16 protein-coding genes are annotated in these 15,679 nt (G+C 54.6%); 4 read left to right on the forward strand and 12 right to left on the reverse strand.

The window, feature by feature from the left end:
- Positions 1-12: 12 nt before the first annotated feature.
- The 10 genes from KFJ24_RS06455 to soxC all read right to left on the reverse strand — a co-directional run bounded on the left by KFJ24_RS06455 (position 13) and on the right by soxC (position 7,354).
- On the reverse strand, positions 13-525 hold the full coding sequence (locus KFJ24_RS06455) for a GlcG/HbpS family heme-binding protein (RefSeq protein ID WP_250830241.1): 513 nt from the start codon (positions 523-525) through the stop codon (positions 13-15).
- 29 nt (positions 526-554) lie between these two features.
- Positions 555-974 (reverse strand): DsrE family protein, encoded by a 420-nt coding sequence (locus tag KFJ24_RS06460; protein ID WP_250830242.1) that lies wholly within the window; start codon positions 972-974, stop codon positions 555-557.
- A gap of 47 nt (positions 975-1,021) precedes the next feature.
- Complete coding sequence (soxB, locus tag KFJ24_RS06465; RefSeq protein WP_250830243.1) at positions 1,022-2,779, reverse strand: thiosulfohydrolase SoxB; 1,758 nt, start codon at positions 2,777-2,779, stop codon at positions 1,022-1,024.
- 104 nt (positions 2,780-2,883) lie between these two features.
- Positions 2,884-3,189 carry a hypothetical protein gene (locus tag KFJ24_RS06470; RefSeq protein ID WP_250830244.1) on the reverse strand — a complete coding sequence of 102 codons (306 nt, stop codon included), beginning with the start codon at positions 3,187-3,189 and terminating at the stop codon, positions 2,884-2,886.
- A gap of 26 nt (positions 3,190-3,215) precedes the next feature.
- Positions 3,216-4,055 carry a sulfur oxidation c-type cytochrome SoxA gene (soxA, locus tag KFJ24_RS06475; protein WP_250830245.1) on the reverse strand — a complete coding sequence of 280 codons (840 nt, stop codon included), beginning with the start codon at positions 4,053-4,055 and terminating at the stop codon, positions 3,216-3,218.
- 56 nt (positions 4,056-4,111) lie between these two features.
- Positions 4,112-4,423, reverse strand: coding sequence for a thiosulfate oxidation carrier complex protein SoxZ (soxZ, locus tag KFJ24_RS06480; RefSeq protein ID WP_250830246.1), 312 nt, complete (start codon positions 4,421-4,423; stop codon positions 4,112-4,114).
- Between the two features lie 25 nt (positions 4,424-4,448).
- Positions 4,449-4,937 carry a thiosulfate oxidation carrier protein SoxY gene (gene soxY, locus KFJ24_RS06485; RefSeq protein ID WP_250830247.1) on the reverse strand — a complete coding sequence of 163 codons (489 nt, stop codon included), beginning with the start codon at positions 4,935-4,937 and terminating at the stop codon, positions 4,449-4,451.
- Positions 4,938-4,956: 19 nt separating this feature from the next.
- Positions 4,957-5,310 (reverse strand): sulfur oxidation c-type cytochrome SoxX, encoded by a 354-nt coding sequence (soxX, locus tag KFJ24_RS06490; protein WP_250830248.1) that lies wholly within the window; start codon positions 5,308-5,310, stop codon positions 4,957-4,959.
- A gap of 48 nt (positions 5,311-5,358) precedes the next feature.
- On the reverse strand, positions 5,359-6,036 hold the full coding sequence (locus KFJ24_RS06495) for a c-type cytochrome (protein WP_250830249.1): 678 nt from the start codon (positions 6,034-6,036) through the stop codon (positions 5,359-5,361).
- The gene (gene soxC, locus KFJ24_RS06500) at positions 6,023-7,354 is read right to left on the reverse strand and encodes a sulfite dehydrogenase (protein WP_250830250.1); all 1,332 of its coding nucleotides are present in this window, start codon (positions 7,352-7,354) and stop codon (positions 6,023-6,025) included. The genes KFJ24_RS06495 and soxC overlap by 14 nt, the downstream gene beginning before the upstream one ends.
- A 258-nt stretch (positions 7,355-7,612) precedes the next feature.
- On the opposite strand from soxC, the gene KFJ24_RS06505 reads away from it, so the two are divergent.
- Positions 7,613-8,617: an MBL fold metallo-hydrolase gene (locus tag KFJ24_RS06505; RefSeq protein WP_250830251.1), complete on the forward strand. Its 1,005-nt coding sequence runs from the start codon at positions 7,613-7,615 to the stop codon at positions 8,615-8,617.
- A 99-nt stretch (positions 8,618-8,716) separates the two neighbouring features.
- The gene (locus KFJ24_RS06510; protein ID WP_250830252.1) at positions 8,717-8,989 is read left to right on the forward strand and encodes a YebG family protein; all 273 of its coding nucleotides are present in this window, start codon (positions 8,717-8,719) and stop codon (positions 8,987-8,989) included.
- Positions 8,990-9,022: 33 nt separating this feature from the next.
- On the opposite strand, the gene KFJ24_RS06515 is transcribed toward KFJ24_RS06510, so the two are convergent.
- A complete protein-coding gene (locus KFJ24_RS06515) occupies positions 9,023-11,461 on the reverse strand; it encodes a YbcC family protein (protein ID WP_250830253.1) in 2,439 nt (812 codons plus the stop codon).
- Positions 11,458-13,071 (reverse strand): NADH-quinone oxidoreductase subunit L, encoded by a 1,614-nt coding sequence (locus KFJ24_RS06520; protein WP_250830254.1) that lies wholly within the window; start codon positions 13,069-13,071, stop codon positions 11,458-11,460. Before KFJ24_RS06520 ends, KFJ24_RS06515 begins: the two co-directional genes overlap by 4 nt.
- A gap of 100 nt (positions 13,072-13,171) precedes the next feature.
- Between KFJ24_RS06520 and KFJ24_RS06525 the strand changes: the two genes are divergently transcribed.
- Both KFJ24_RS06525 and KFJ24_RS06530 read left to right on the forward strand, forming a co-directional pair.
- Positions 13,172-14,080, forward strand: a complete 909-nt coding sequence (locus tag KFJ24_RS06525; protein WP_250830255.1) for a LysR family transcriptional regulator — start codon at positions 13,172-13,174, stop codon at positions 14,078-14,080.
- 96 nt (positions 14,081-14,176) lie between these two features.
- Positions 14,177-15,664: a flavin-containing monooxygenase gene (locus KFJ24_RS06530; protein ID WP_434968000.1), complete on the forward strand. Its 1,488-nt coding sequence runs from the start codon at positions 14,177-14,179 to the stop codon at positions 15,662-15,664.
- Positions 15,665-15,679 lie beyond the last annotated feature (15 nt).

Genomic DNA, 15,679 nt, shown 5'->3' on the forward strand with positions numbered 1-15,679 from the left:
GAATTTCGCCTGCTAAAATGACGCCATTTCGAGATCCATTTCAACGGCATCCACACCTGCCTGGGCACAGTTTTCATCAGTCTCGCCGGAGGGTGCTCCACTCACACCGACACCTCCAATCGTCTCACCGCTCGCCTGTATGGGGACACCACCTGCAGACAAAAGAACCTTCTCAACCTTGCCAACGGAAAATGGTCCGGTGAAACGGTCTTCAAGCGCCGATGTGTTACTTGCGAACGTCATGGCTGTGTAAGCCTTTCGGTAGCTGACTTCCAGCGAAAGATCCATGGCCAAAACATCACGCAGTACCACTTGTGGGTGGCCTCCGCGATCAACCACGGTGACAGAAACCTGGACGCCCTGCTGCCGGCATGTATCAATAGCGGTTTTGGCGATGGTCAGAGCGGTGTCCATGGACAAACGCTTGAGTTCAACCATCACCGGCTGGTCTGTCTCGGCAGCATTGGTCAGTCCCGTTGCGGCCATAGCTGCTGTAAGCATCAATGTTGATAGTGTCGAGCGCATTGTTTGTTTCCTTTACCGGGCCCCGTATATCAGGGGCGGACCAAAACGTATCCTTGTTCAACTCTCTCAAGAATATGGGCAACACCTACCTGCACAGGCAGACTTTGCGGATGGAGCTCAGGTCTTTCACCAGTCGTCCTCTCGATGGTGTCTATCGTATTCATGCACACCGAAAACCTAACCCCCTGGGCCATCAGGCTGCTGATCTGTTCCCGGTGCTCGTTGTCGGCATAAAGCAGTCGAACGCCCGGCCCGAATACTGTGATCTCGATATCAATCAGGTCCAGATCGTAATGCTCCAGAAGGTTGCCAGCCACGCTCAGGACGATTGACTGCTTATCCGGATCGCTATCGCTCAACTGGAGAAGCAGAAACTTTTCGGCGAAAGGTTTATCCGGGTTCAAAGGCTCATCGGCATGGAGGTTCATCCCGGCTGATAGTAGAGTCATAAAAACCAGTAATATCAAACCAATCCGTGGTAAACCTCGAATGCTTCTCATGATGGATAATCTTCCAGTCCCGGATTACCCTCCACGTTTTTAAGGCGCGGCGTATTAAACTTGGTAATCTTGACGGTTTTCTCCGATCTCAGATAATCAGCGACCACATCCCAGATCGGTCGACCAGGCGCCTTCGAGTTTACGGTTGCCCAGCCGGCCACTTTATACATCTTGTCGGCTTGAATGAGCTCTCCGTTATCCAGGCGCATATCGGAAATCCGGCCATTCATACTGCCTGTCGGATCACAGGTGTAGTCGAGGCCACCGACCCGCACCATATCACCACCCTGCTGGTAGTAAGGATCCTTGTTGAACAGGTTATCCGCCACGTCTTCCATGATCAGCTTCAGGTCGGCGCCCGACATTTCACGCACATAGGTTTCAGGATAGGTAATCGCAGTTGCGTTCATCACATCGTCCATTGTGATTGCGTCCCCAGGCAGAACAGTGGTGCCCCAACGGAATCCCGGTGACAGGGAAATCTGCGCATCCAGAACCTTTCTCTGGGCGTCACAGATCACCTGGTCCATAGTTCCGTTGAAGTTGCCCCGGCGGTAAAGCAACTCGTCTGCGATAGCGAGCTTCTCACCGAGCTTGTCCATATAGGGCGCTCGTACCTCCTGGATAAAGCTGCTCATCGCTGCGTCCGGCTTGATCAGATCCGAGAAAACCGGCAACAGTTTGTATTCATATCCCCGCACTCCGCTGTCTCCGATATCCAGATCCAGCACAGCCACATACTTGCCATTGGTGCCGGCGTTACTGACCAGGGTCTTACCACCGGAGTTCTTGACGACAGTCGGCTGCGGTACTGCGTCGTGCGTATGGCCACCGAGAATTGCATCGATACCGCTTACCCGGCTAGCCATTTTCAGGTCTACATCCATGCCGTTATGGGAAATAACGACGACGGCATTAACCTTTTCGGTTTCCCGGATTTCGTTAACCAGCGCCTGCATCTCGTTTTCCCGAATACCAAAGCGCCAGTCAGGAATGAAATAGGACGGATTGGCGATCGGCGTGTACGGAAAGGCCTGGCCAATGACTGCAACACGCTTTCCACCAAGCTCACGGATCGAATAAGGTTTAAAAACCCGACCACTCGCTTCGTCAAAAGACTCGGCACCCATAAACATGGCTTCGTCCGACAAAAAGATGTTCTGGGCCAGAAACTCGCCCTTGAAACCGTTTATGTTTTTCCGGATTTGTTCTTCCGGGTAAGTGAACTCCCAATGCCCCGTCAAAATGTCGATGCCAAGACGATTGCTGGCTTCTACCATATCCTCGCCCTGGGTCCAGTAGGCGGTTCCTGATCCCTGCCACAGATCCCCGCCATCGAGCAGCAAGGAATTGCCCGGCCCCGCTTGCTCGCGCAACTGGTCGATAAGCGTTTTCAGGTGGGCAAAGCCGCCCAGGCGGCCATATTCCTGTGCAGCTTCCTGGTAATTCAGGTAGGTAAAAGCATGGGACCGTGAGGAATTTGCAGGGATCCCGAAGTGCTCAAGGAAATGCGAACCCACAAGGTGGGGCGCCTTGCCCCTGCTGGGGCCGACCCCGAGATTCACATTAGGCTCACGAAAGTACACCGGTGATAGCTGGGCGTGAATATCTGTCAGATGCAGCAGCCGCACATTGCCATACTTCGGTATGTCGTACAGTCCCTCTCCCCCTTTCGCCAGAGCAAGTTTCGGGGCAAGGCCGGCAATGGCGGCTGCTTGCATGGCTAACAGAAAATCTCGGCGGGAAATCGACACTGTCTTTTCCTCTCTTTGTCTTTGTCTTTGTTGGAATCGACGAGCAATCCCTGCGACCTGGGCGGAGCCCAGGACACAGGGTCTAGCTGTTTTGCGGGGGAGCTCTAGCCGCCTAGCGCGACGTTACGCCAGGCTTCTCCCTGATCCTTTCGCTGGGCAACGGACTCCTTCGCCAGCTCCACGGCCTCGCTGGCCATGGTTTTCGCTTTGTCGTAATCACCGTTCTCGGCCGCGGACTTGGCGGCTTTGAGCCGGTCTGATGTCGTCGTCCACTGGAAGTTTCCAGCATCCTCATGGATGCTCTCAGCCTCCGAGTAAATCGCTTGAAAATCCTCTTTGGGCCCTGCCTGGACCGAAAGGGATATACCAAAGGCCAGGAACGCACTGAGTGTCAGTAATGATTTATTCATTTCAATTCTCCCAACTCCGTTCCCGATTATGGGCGTGTGGCCGGACCAACCACTGGCAGGCCGTTGCTCATGTAGGTCAGGAAGTACTCAAGGTTCCGGTACTCCAGACTCTGAGGTGGTAAGGGCTCAGCACGAACGTTGTTATTACACCCGGCGAATCGGCGGTGCAAAGTGCCCAGCTCGCCCCACTTCGAACGATGAACAGGGAAGTTGGAGGGCTGCCCCAGCGCCGGTGAAAGCAGGTCTGCACGAATCCAGTTGCCCGGGTTTTGTACGTGGCAGCTGGCGCAGGAAAAGTTCAGCTGGCCTCTGCGACTGTAATAGAATTCCTTACCATCCTTATAAGCCGCCATCGCCGCCGGTTCATCCGGAACCTTGATATCGAACGCCTTGCCCTCAGAGGTCGAAGCCATGTACGCCGAGATTGAGGCAATATCCCCTTTCTTGTATCTCAGGGGCTTCTCACCATTTGCCTCCCGACAACGGTTGATGGCCAGCTCGAGCGTTATAACTTCCTTCTTCTCCATATCGAAGTAAGGGTAGTTCTGACGTATCCCTATGCCGCCATTCTCGAAACAGCTTGCATAGGTCTTGCCATTGGCAAAGGGTGTCTCAAACATCTCCTGGCCTTCCGCTACCGCGAACTCATAGGGCGGAAAATCCTGTAACGATTCCCACTGGGACCGTCGGTCTTCATCCAGTGCGTACTGACCGTTGACGAATTCCTTGAACGGAACGTCGGGGAATCTCTGCTTGAAGTACTCAACCGCTGCTTTCCGGTCTTCTTCCGGCGAACTTGCTGCCAGTGCCTGTGGCAAGACCATTGCCGCTCCCAAGGCGACCAGGATGACTTTCGCTTTAAGCATGTCCAATCCTCCTCTGCGGCGGTGCAAAACCCCGGGGCCTTGTCCGCCAGCAACCTTTAGCCGATCGTCGCTGTGGTTGAATCACTCTCGCCTTTGTTATCCACCCAGCTGATCGTGAGCTTGTCTCCTTTCTTGGCACCCTCGAACCGGCACTCAAGAAACGGATCCTTTGAAACGGCAGGTCCCCAATGGGCAACAAACACGTCTTTACCGTTATGGTTAATAGTCAACACCTGAATGAAGTGAGCGGGAATCACATTTCCGGCGGAGTCCTTGACGAACCCCGAATCCATTGGATGCCGGACCAGGGCCTTGAGTGACGTTACGCCACCGTTTTCTACTGCACGTACTCTGATACTGGAAGCCATTCTTTCTCTCCTGTCCCTCTAGCGATCAACCACCGCAGCCGCCGACGGTCACTTTCACATTCTTGGTGGCCCTGTAGGCCTTGCCATCGGAAATAACCACCGCTATGACGTCTGTGGTCTCGGCCATTTTCAGCCGGTTAGATACAAACGGTAGCGCCCCCTCAGGGATCTTGAACGATGCCGCCAGAGCGTTCGGGTTCTGCGCAACCAGCAATGCAATACTCGTCACATTTGGCAGTGTGGTTTCGACCGTTACCGGCACCACTGCGCCGTTTTGAGCAATGGTTGGCAGATCCACAGAAATCTTGTCAGATTGTTCTGCGTCCATTCCATAGAGCTCAGAAATCGTTTCGTCGACACCCGGCGTGTTGAACGCTTTTTTAGGCCAGTCGCCTGCGTCCGGGGCCGTCGCGGCCTCAACCCGAAGCGGTACAATTCCGGAACCCAATGCAAAGCCGGCAACACCTACGCCCAGCACTCCTTTCAAAAAGCCTCTTCGCCTTTCGTCAATCACGGCAACTCCTCCTCCGCTATTACAGCGTATACAGATAATCGATAATCCGGTTGATCTCTTCTTTACTCAGGATCGTGTGACGCCCGAACGGAGGCATCACCGTCACCGGATTGAACTTAGTTTCGTCCCAAATTCGTTGGAACAGCATTTCCCGGTCCGGAAAGCGCGTTTCCATATCCGCCAGGGCCGGTCCGATAGTGCCAGTCAGCTTACCGTCATCCATCTTGTGGCAGGCCAGACAGTTTCCGTCTTTGCGACTGAACGCCAGCTCCTTGCCCCGATCAATCTCAGCCTGTGTCGGCCCTGCAAAGACCGACGGTGTGGCGCTCAGTGCGAGCGTGGTTAAACACACGGAAATTAACCCTTTACGCATCACTCAATCCTCCTCGGCACGTTTCAAGTGGCCCCGCCTCTTCAGTTATTACTCTGTAAGCCCCTTGTCGAGCGGGCCGGTCGTGCTTGGTGTCAGATTCTTGCCCACTGCCGAATCCTTTATTTCCACCTCACCCCTGCAATTCTTCATACAGCGTTCGTTACGGATTTCAGGTCGCGGGTCTTCCCAGATAAACCCATCTTCGTTGGGCATTTTCACTTTTGGCAGCGTATCGCTGTTGGCGACAAAATCTCCGTCGACGATGTAGTTCAGGTTGAGAACATAGGCTGTCAGGGCATACACCTGGTCATCGGTCAGAGACTGCGGCGCAAAAAATGGCATGGCTCTGTGAATGTAATCCCAAAGGGTACTGGCGTAGGGCCAAAAACTGCCCACGGTCTTTTCCGGGCGATCCTCAGCGAGGCTCCCATCACCGCCAGCAAGCTTGGGGAACCGCCCCATACCTTCACCGAAAGCTCCATGACAGGATGAACAGTATGTTTCGAAGACGTTCATGCCTTCGTCCACGGTGCCACTGCCTTTCGGTAGTCCTTTCCCATCGGGACGAACATCAATATCCCACCCGGCAATCTGATCCTCAGTCGCAGGCTCGCCATAGCCGTAATGCCCGGCTGGTTCGGCATGGCAAACCGCTGTCAGAGTGACTAACAGCACCCCGGACCCGAGACTGGCCAGGATTCGCGAAGATTTATCAAAGCTGAACATTGTTCACACTCCCATCTGGCTTCACCTGCCACGTCTGGATCGCATTCTTGTGGTATATCGAATTTGTGCCGCGAACCTCTTTAAGCTGAGCGAGTGTGGGCTGCACATAACCGGTCTCATCAATGACGCGGGACTGCAGCAGCGCAGGATTGCCGTCCCAGCTCCACTCGAGTGAGAATCGCGTTAGCGACTTCGACATCACCGGTTCCCGCAGTCGCGCCTGTGTCCAGTTGCGTCCGCCATCCACGGAAACGTCCACTGCCTTCACCTTGCCTCGCCCACTCCAGGCAATGCCTTCGATCTGGTAAATACCACTGCCGCGCATAGGCATTTCCGGGCAAGGCGAAGTAATGACCGACTTGGCCTCCATGACCCAGGTGAATCCATGCGCCGTGCCGTCCGACATCAGGTCGGTGTACTTTGAGGTTTCTTCCCGTTGCATCCATGGTTTGTCACCGACTTCCAGACGACGCAACCACTTCACATGGGTATTGCCTTCCCAGCCAGGAACGACAAGTCGTATCGGATAGCCCTGTTCCCGCCGTAGTGCCTCGCCATTTTGGGCAAAGGCAACGATGACATCGTCCAGGGCCTTTTCCATCGGGATACTGCGGGTCATAGCAGCACCGTCGGATCCCTCAGCCAACAGCCATTTGCCTTCCGGCTTCATGCCTACTTCCTGCAACAGGGTTGAAAGCCGGACGCCAGTCCACTCCGCACAGCTCACCATGCCATGCAGGAACTGAAGGGAATTCAACTGCGCACCGCGCCATTCCATCCCTCCGTTTGCGGGGCATTCAATAAAGTTGATCTGCGAGACACTGGGAAACCGCTGCAGGTCTTCCATGGAAAGGATGATTGGGCGCTCGACAAGACCGTGGATCATCAGACGATGCTGCTGGGGATCCACTTCCGGTCGGCCAGCATGGTGGCGCTCAAAGAACAGGCCATTCGGTGTGATAATGCCTTTCAGATGCTGAATCGGCGAGAAACTGATGGAAGATGTCTTTTCAGCCGTAAGCCAGGGTACATTCCGTCTGATCACCTCTTTCTCGAATGGCGACGGAACACCATAGGGGTCGGTGACAACACCAGGCCCAAGCGAACGGGTCCATGACGGAATTTCAGGTGGATACTGGGTTTCTGCGGCACCAAGTCTTGGAGACATACCCGCGAGGGCTCCTCCGACCATGGCGCCACCAGCAGTGAACAGGCCGTTTCTCAGGAAACGCCGGCGTTCGTTCGAGGGTAAGCTGTTTGATTCTTCCAGAGCGATTCTGGAAATGTCCTGATTAAGCCGGCGGAGTTTGCCGAACATATTGTTATCCTCCTTTGGTGCCCTTTGCGAGCATTCGGCCAGCGTTCAGTTCGCAAACTGAAGGGCACACTTGTTGTTGGAGTTATAAGGATATAACTTATTTATAGCGGGCAAAGGCGACGGTTACAAGCACTTTTTTTTGTGCTTTGTCCTCCGGAGGCGATACCGGGTTTTCCGGTTGAAAGTTGTCGGAACAGAGAAAATCATAACCAATACAGATAGTTAAAAATCAATCAAAAACGGTCCGAGGGAAGAAAAATGAGCCAACACAAAGGAAAAACTGATGCTACTCTGATCGTTCTGGCGGCGGGACTGATACTTCTCCCCGGGACAGTTCTGGCCGAATCCGGTTCGCCCTACCCGGATATCTCAATCCCTTTTGGTGCTGAGACGATAAACGGGGAAGGTATTTACTTTTTCCAGGGACAATCGGGGGTGCCGGGCGAAACCAATCAAGGCTTTACCGCGAATGCCGGATTCGTAATAACCGGAGAGGGTGTGGTTGTCTTTGATGCCCTGGGCACGCCGAGTCTGGGCGACGCTATGATCCGGGAAATACGGAAGCTGACTGATCAGCCCATAACGCACGTGGTGGTCAGCCACTACCATGCCGACCACATATATGGCCTTCAGGCTTTCAAGAACCTGACGAAAGCCAAAATTATCGCCCAGGACAGCTCCAGCGGTTACATCACCAGTCCTGATGCGGAACAGCGCCTGGCCCAACGACAGCAGGCTCTGACCCCCTGGGTTAATGAGAAAACACGGGTAATTCCGCCAGACGTCACGCTTGCGGATGAAATGTTCCTGGAATCCGGTTCATACCGATTCAGTATTTACCATGCAGGCCCTGCGCACTCGCCCGACGACAGTATGATGATGGTGGAACCCGCCGGAGTGCTGTTTTCAGGCGATATCATCCAGAACGGCAGGGTTCCGTTTCTGAACAGTGACCAGGTTGATACCGAAAACTGGATGAAGGCTATCGAAAAGGTCAGGAAGCTGGAGCCAAAGATTTTGCTACCCGGCCACGGACCTGCGTCCCCGAACGCAATGGAAGCACTGGACTTCACCTATAATTACCTGTCTTTCGTGCGCAGCCAGATGAAGGATGCCGTGGAAAACTGGGTGCCTTTTGAGGATGCCTATCAGCAAACCGACTGGTCCCGTTACGAATCTTTGCCAGCTTTTGAGGCATCAAACAAGGCAAATGCGTACCGCGTTTACCTGGACATGGAAAAGGCTGCCCTTGGAAGTGAATGATCCGTATGCCTTTGACCAACAAGTGTTGTGTCGGGCACGCCCCATTCTGTACACTGTCTTTTTATACAGTATTACGCACATTCACTGCGAGGAACGACCATGGCGGTACAAGCAGTCTATTTTTCTGATAGGGACGGCCTGGAAATGGCACTTAAACATCCTGATACGATGCTCTTCACTTCAAAGGCAGACGCGGACGCAAGAGACAAGATCCTGGAGCTGGCGGAAGAAATTCAGGTATTTCTGACCCGCAAGGTGGAAGGACTGAGTGACGAGCAGGCGGAACTCTGTGCCATGGCGATTGCCGAGGAGAAAGACCTGTTCCAGAAAGCTCTGAAAAAGCCGGAACTTCTGAACGCGGAGCAGGAATAATAGAAAACCGGGCAGCGAAACTGCCCGGTTTTTTTACCATGTTTGCCAATTGCCGTTTTTATACTGCTCCACCCCCTCCCCGGCAAACCGGAACAACCACAACCACCGGTTTTCAACCAGTCTTGCCACGTCAGGCTGCCCGGCGATAACCTTCTCAATACTCTGACGCGAGGCGTCGATGAAGACGCTAAGCCTCACTGGCTCGTGGCGCCAGTTCTGACCGTCGTGGACTGACTGGTGTGAAAGACCAATCCGCAGATCCGGATCGTTGCCTTCGATTACACCAACATTTCCACCCACAACCGAATGAAGCAACTTGTTGCCCGCGCCGAAGGTATCCGGGGCCGCTACCGAACCCAGGTACTGCAGATTGATCCAGCTGGCGACAACCATCGGGGCGGTCATCAAACTCTCAAGCACCTTGGCCTTGGGGTCCAGAGATTCATCGTAGTCGTGGAGGAATGTGCGTCCAGCCAGGTTCAGCCCTCTCGTACGGTGTCGTTTTGCAAAGACAATTGCGCCGTTGTTGGCCAGCCCCCACTCAGGCCGCACTTCCGACCAGTTGACTGTTCGTTTATCCATTTGCTGTGAGAGGCTGTCATCGTCCAGTCCATTGAGGCCCAGCGTTACCGCCCGTTCACGACGTGTTCGTTTGGCCGCCTCAGCAAAGCCGCTTTCAAGTTTGGCGAGTTTCGACAGATAGCTGTCTGGAATGTGTTCCCTGTCCAGAACGGTCACCTGGTCGGTCACCGTGCAATGTTCCGCGGCAATCGCAAGTGTGAAATCTGGAATCCTTATCCCGCGCGCCGCCAACCCTGAACGCACAGCGGTATCATTGATCAGCCTGGCTGCGAGACCGGCATTTATACCGCCGTTCTGACCGCCACACGCCCCGCAGGCGAGGCCTGCCTGATGGGGGTTATTGTCGGTATGGCTGCCATGGCCAACGAACGCCAGCAAACCGGCAAACCCGGAGGTGAGCGACATGCCGCGAAGCAGTTGTTCCGCCAGATCGACCTTTTCAGTATCAGATACGGGATCGCCCCCATGACGATGAAATAGCCCGCTGTTTAATGAACCCGCTGGGGTCATCGTCCCGCTGTTCAGATTCAGACTGTCGCGCACCAGTTTCCACGCCCAGGCAATCCCGGTTGTTTCAACCAGAGTGAAACTCGACAAGCTACTGTACTTTGCCTTGCGGACAGTCTGACGGGCCATCTCGCGCTGATCAGAGGCGCGGCTCTGGGCCAGGTCTTTCTCCCGGTCACCGGTGGAATCTGCCAACCGGTAAGCGGGGGCAAGCAGCCCCGGGAGCCTTGGCATATCGCCCTCCGGCCCCAGGCTCTGATGAGTCACTGGCATCCCGAAAAAACCGGCAAATCCGAGGGTCTGTGCGGTTGGGCATACCGATTCAAGATGACGACGCATCAGCTCGGACCGAACATCGATACAAAACGCTGCCTGAAACTCGGTACTGGCAGTATCCGCCGACGTTGCACCGGATTTGTCGCTGCCATCGGTCAGCGTTTGAATCAACGTGCGTTGATAGCCCAGCTCATAAGCCCGATGCCATACCCACATGAGCTCCTCGCCGGATTGCGGCAATTTTCCCCGATGTTTCACCCAGGCCGTCTGCCATTGGTGTCGCTGCTCCGGGGATGCCAGCGTTACTCCGAGTGCTTCCCACACCAGCAAAATTGCGAGCAGTTGATCACACAGTCCTGACTCAGTGCCCTCGAGCTCTGCTCGCCAATCAATGCCTTTGCACCAGGAACTCCAGCCAACCAGCTTGAAGAGCAGGCGCTGGGCCAGGGCTTCAAGATCCTCTCCCGAGAGGTTCAACACACTTATTGCCCAATCGGTCGCTTCGGGCGCGTCTTTCGGTAAGCTTTGAACCAACGACCTGGCCCCAAACAGTCCGGTTCTCCGGTCCAGCAATAGATCATTCCCGGTCTGTTCCAGCCAGCTTTCAAACAGGCTATCCGGGCTGATTCCCACCAGCCACCGCGATTGGCGTGAGTCAAAGAAAAGTCCGCACGCGCGGGCAACCTGCTGCCGCACAGCGTCTGTCGGAACCTGTTTGCCAGTGCCGAAGACCAGATCAAGAATCGAAGGCGCCCCCGCCTTGGTGCTGACAGATTCTCTATCCAGCATCGCAAGCAGAGTTTTCAGCTCCGTCCTGATACCGGATTCGCTCATTGCGTCACGGACATCCTCTTCCCGAATTCGGCCACCGACCCATGCGTCACGGTAAAACACTGAAGGCATTAGCATCGACGTGCTTGCTTTGGCGCCCGGGATACCGACGGCACGTTCCGCTGGCAGATGCCGCAGACCCCACCAGGGATTCACGGCAATCCAGCGATCCAGCGGCCATGACGGCGGGATAATGGATGTTGCGCGCGCCAGTGCCTCTGTTTGATCCACCTTTAAAGCCGGCTTTCCGGAGCGGGATACGAGGGCTTGATTCATGACTTTTCTCCCAGTATTGATGCTTCTTTTTCTTCGGTTCCGCGACCCTGCTTGAACGAATCCAGGTAGTCCGAGAGGCGTACCGTAATGTGGTCAAAAGGCAACATCAGATAAAACCCGTTGCTGACATGAAAGCGCAGTGTTTTCACCATCGGACTCTGTGGTTTCATCAGCATCATCAGGGACAGGAGCCCCAGGGAACCCACCACCATCAGCCCGATCATTACGCCAGCGAGAGGCAACTCAAAGCCAGGCTGCTGGATAATGACAGGCCCCAGCATCCAGTGGACGATTCCATACAGGGGCACCAGAGAGACTGCCAGGCAGCTCAGGGCCAGTTTGCGCAGCGAGTGAGTGGCTGCCGGAAGGCCGAGTACGGCGCCGAGGACGGCCATAACCAGCATCGCGCCCAACACCGGATTGCTTTCAACGAGACCCGGGGTAAGCCAGAGAATGAATGACGCCGTGCCTGCGGCCGCCATGCTCCACGTCAGGCGAACCCTGAGCTCTGCCTCTTCAAACGGTGCCACTCTGGATGCGGAAACTGTGCGCCCCGAAGCAAGAAAGGAGTGCGCCTTGTAGAGCGAATGCGCAAGCAGGTGCAGAAACGCCAGGGTGTATGCGCCCATGCCAATTTCGAACAGCATAAATCCCATCTGCGCTGAGGTAGACCAGGCGAGCGCATGCTTCACAGAAGCCTGACTCATCATCGTCAACACCCCGACAACCGCGGTGATTCCACCCACCGTCAGGAGAATCAGGTGCCCGACTGTAAAGCCATCAAACACCGGGAACAGCCGAAGCCACAGGAAGCCTCCCAGATTGATCACACCTGCATGAAGCAAGGCCGAGACGGGCGTTGGCGCCTCCATGACACGAAGCAGCCAGCCGTGGAATGGCATCTGAGCGCACTTGAGGACAGCCGCCACAGCGAGAAAGACGGAAGCCCACTCAAGAGCCGGAGAGCTTTGCAGCGCGTCGCCGGCCGAAACAAGCATGACCGGTAGGTCGAAGGTTCCGTAGTGAAGATACAGAAGCCATACACCGGCAATAACACAGACATCCCCCACGCGACTGACGATAAATTTCTGGAACGCCGCAAGGCGCGCTTCAGGCCTGTCGTTATAGAGGGTAAGCAGATGATGCAGGGCAAGGCTGACACCGATCCATGCGCCTGCAAGCACCAGAAGATTGTTGGTAAAAATCAGAAACAGAACACTGGCTAACGTCGTCAAAAACCAGGGTAGAAAGCGGTCCCGCACCGGATCGCCCCGCAGATAGTGCTCCGCGTACCGGAGAATGACCCAGCCAACAAAGGCAACCATTAACGCCATCCAGACAGCCAGCCCGTCCGGCTGCAGGCCAAAGCGGTGCCCAAGCTCCGGCAAGCCTGTATCCACTACCCAGGCATCCAGAATGAGAAGCAGACCAATCGCTCCCGTCGCCAACATCGAGAATGCCAGCAGCCGGCTTGCAGTCCGCCAGCAATGGTCTGTTTTTTGTGGATTGGTCGTCCAGCCACTGAACGCCGCCAGCAGGAGAAGTGAAACCGGCAAAAGCAGCCAGACCAGCAAAGCTGGCACGGAAAAAGCCGTCGCAATATCGTTCATATATGCCCCCTTCAAAGTTGTTACTACTTTGCCGGTAATGCATTAATATAAAAAATAGTTTATAAGGATCGTACTGTTCACTTTTTGGGAACGTAAACCAATGAAGCTGAATTACCATCACCTGTTCTATTTCTGGAACGTGGCCAAAACCGGTCATCTCACCCGAGCCGCAGAGTCTCTTCATGTTTCCCAATCGGCCTTGTCCGGGCAGATACGAAAACTGGAAGACAGTCTTGGATATGAATTATTTGTTCGGGAAGGTCGCCGGCTCAGGCTTTCCGAAGCGGGGCGAGTTGCCTTTGGTTATGCGGAAGATATTTTCAGACAGGGCGAGGAGCTGACAGCGTTGTTCAGTTCCGGAACCCAAACCAATCGTGAAAGCCTCAAGGTCGGTGCCGTCGCAACGCTGTCGAGAAACTTTCAGGAAGGGTTCCTTAAGCCGCTACTGGGACGCGAAGATCTGGAATTGAGCATTCAAAGCGGAACCCTTGAGGACCTGTTGAGACGACTCTCAGCCAACAGACTCGACCTTGTGCTATCGAACCAGCCCGTTCACGGTGATGAAGAAAACCCGTGGCGATCCCGGAGAATTGCCCGGCAGTCAGTGAGTGTAATCGGACCGCCAGGTGCCACGGACGCAAAAACCTTTCCTGAATTACTGACCGAACGAAGCCTGATCGTGCCAGGGCAGGAAAACAATATCCGTCACGCATTCGATCAGTTATGCGACTACCACAAGCTCAGCCCGCGGATTGTTGCCGAAGTGGATGACATGGCCATGATGCGCCTGCTGGCCAGGGATACCCGGCATTTTGCGGTATTACCGCCGGTGGTTGTCCGGGACGAACTTCAGGCTGGGAGCCTTTTTGACTATGGTGCCCTACCCGGCGTGTTTGAAGAGTTCTACGCTGTCAGCATTCGCCGCCAGTTCGAACCGCCGCTGCTGACAAGTCTTCTGTCGCAACCATCGGAAGAATTGCTGACCCGGTCTTCGAATTGGTCGTTCTGACCAACCGACCTGTCGTAAAAAGTCATCCAAGGAGTGGCCAAGGCCCCGTATACTCGTCTTATCACCATTAAAATAATAAAACGCCGGACAATGCTCATGACTCAGAATAACAAACCTTATTTTCCATCCATTGTGATTGTCGGGACCGGTTTTGGCGGTCTCGGCATGGCGATTCAACTAAAAAAAGCCGGCTTCCACGATTTTACGCTGCTGGAAAAAGCCGACCGCATCGGTGGAACCTGGCGGGACAACACCTACCCGGGTGCCGCCTGCGATGTTCAGTCTCATTTATACTCCTACTCCTTTGAGCCCAAACACGACTGGTCTTGTAAATTCGGACACCAGCGGGAAATTCTCGATTACCTGGAGCATTGCGTTCGCAAATATGGTCTTGCGGATCACATACGATTCAACGCCGAAGTGCAGGATGCCGCGTTTGATGAGGTGCTGAATCGATGGACCGTCACTCTCGAGCACGGTGAAACACTGACCGCCAACATCCTGATAACAGCGACGGGGCAGCTTAATCAGCCTGCCTGGCCGAAAATCAAAGGCATGGAAAGCTTTGCGGGCAGGATGTTCCACTCAGCCCGCTGGGATCACGAGTACGACCTGACGAACAAACAGGTGGCCGTGATTGGTACCGGTGCCAGTGCCATCCAGTTTGTTCCCGAAATTGCCAGACAGGTTAAATCCCTGTCTCTGTTCCAGCGCTCCGCCGCCTGGGTTCTTCCCAAACCTGACCGTAACTTCAAAGCCTGGGAACAGTTTCTTTTCAAATATATCCCTGCCTGGGACCGGTTATACCGCTACTACATTTACTGGAGAAACGAGAGTCGTGCCGTGGCCTTGATCAAGTTCAACGGGCTTCTGGAGGCCATTGCCAGCAAGGTGAGAAAAGAGGCGCAGAGGCAGGTAAGAGACCCGGAAAAACTCAAACACAGCATTCCGGACTATCAGATAGGCTGTAAACGAATTCTGATTTCCAACGACTGGTATACAACGATTAATCAGCCGCACGTCAATCTGGTCACTGACCCGATTGATCACATCGATAAAGACGGCGTGGTTACCCGGGACGGAAATCATTTCCCGGTAGACGCAATTATCTTCGGTACCGGGTTCAGGGCGTCGGAACTCCTCTCACCCATGACAATTCGGGGTCGCTCCGGAACTCAACTGAATGAGGCATGGAAGGATGGAGCATCCGCATTCAAGGGAATTACCGTCAGCGGCTTCCCCAACCTGTTCATTCTCTACGGCCCTAACACCAACCTCGGGCACAACTCCATTGTTTATATGCTTGAGTCACAATTTCGCTACGTACTCGATGCACTCAGCGCACTCAGGAAATACCCCGGCTCAGCCATGGATGTCCGAAAGGACAGACAGGATCGTTTTGCCGCCAAGATCCAAAGCGGGCTCAAAGGCAGTGTCTGGGAGTCTGGCTGCAGCTCCTGGTACCTCGACGCGAATGGCAAGAATACCGCCATCTGGCCAGGGTTTACATTTACCTACCGATTCGCGACGCGGCGGGTAGATACCGCCGATTACCAGTTTACCTACCCTGCCAATAAGGCCTGACCGGAGGTCAGATGA

Origin of the sequence: Marinobacter sediminum, assembly GCF_023657445.1 — a bacterium.
Lineage (GTDB): Bacteria > Pseudomonadota > Gammaproteobacteria > Pseudomonadales > Oleiphilaceae > Marinobacter > Marinobacter sediminum_A.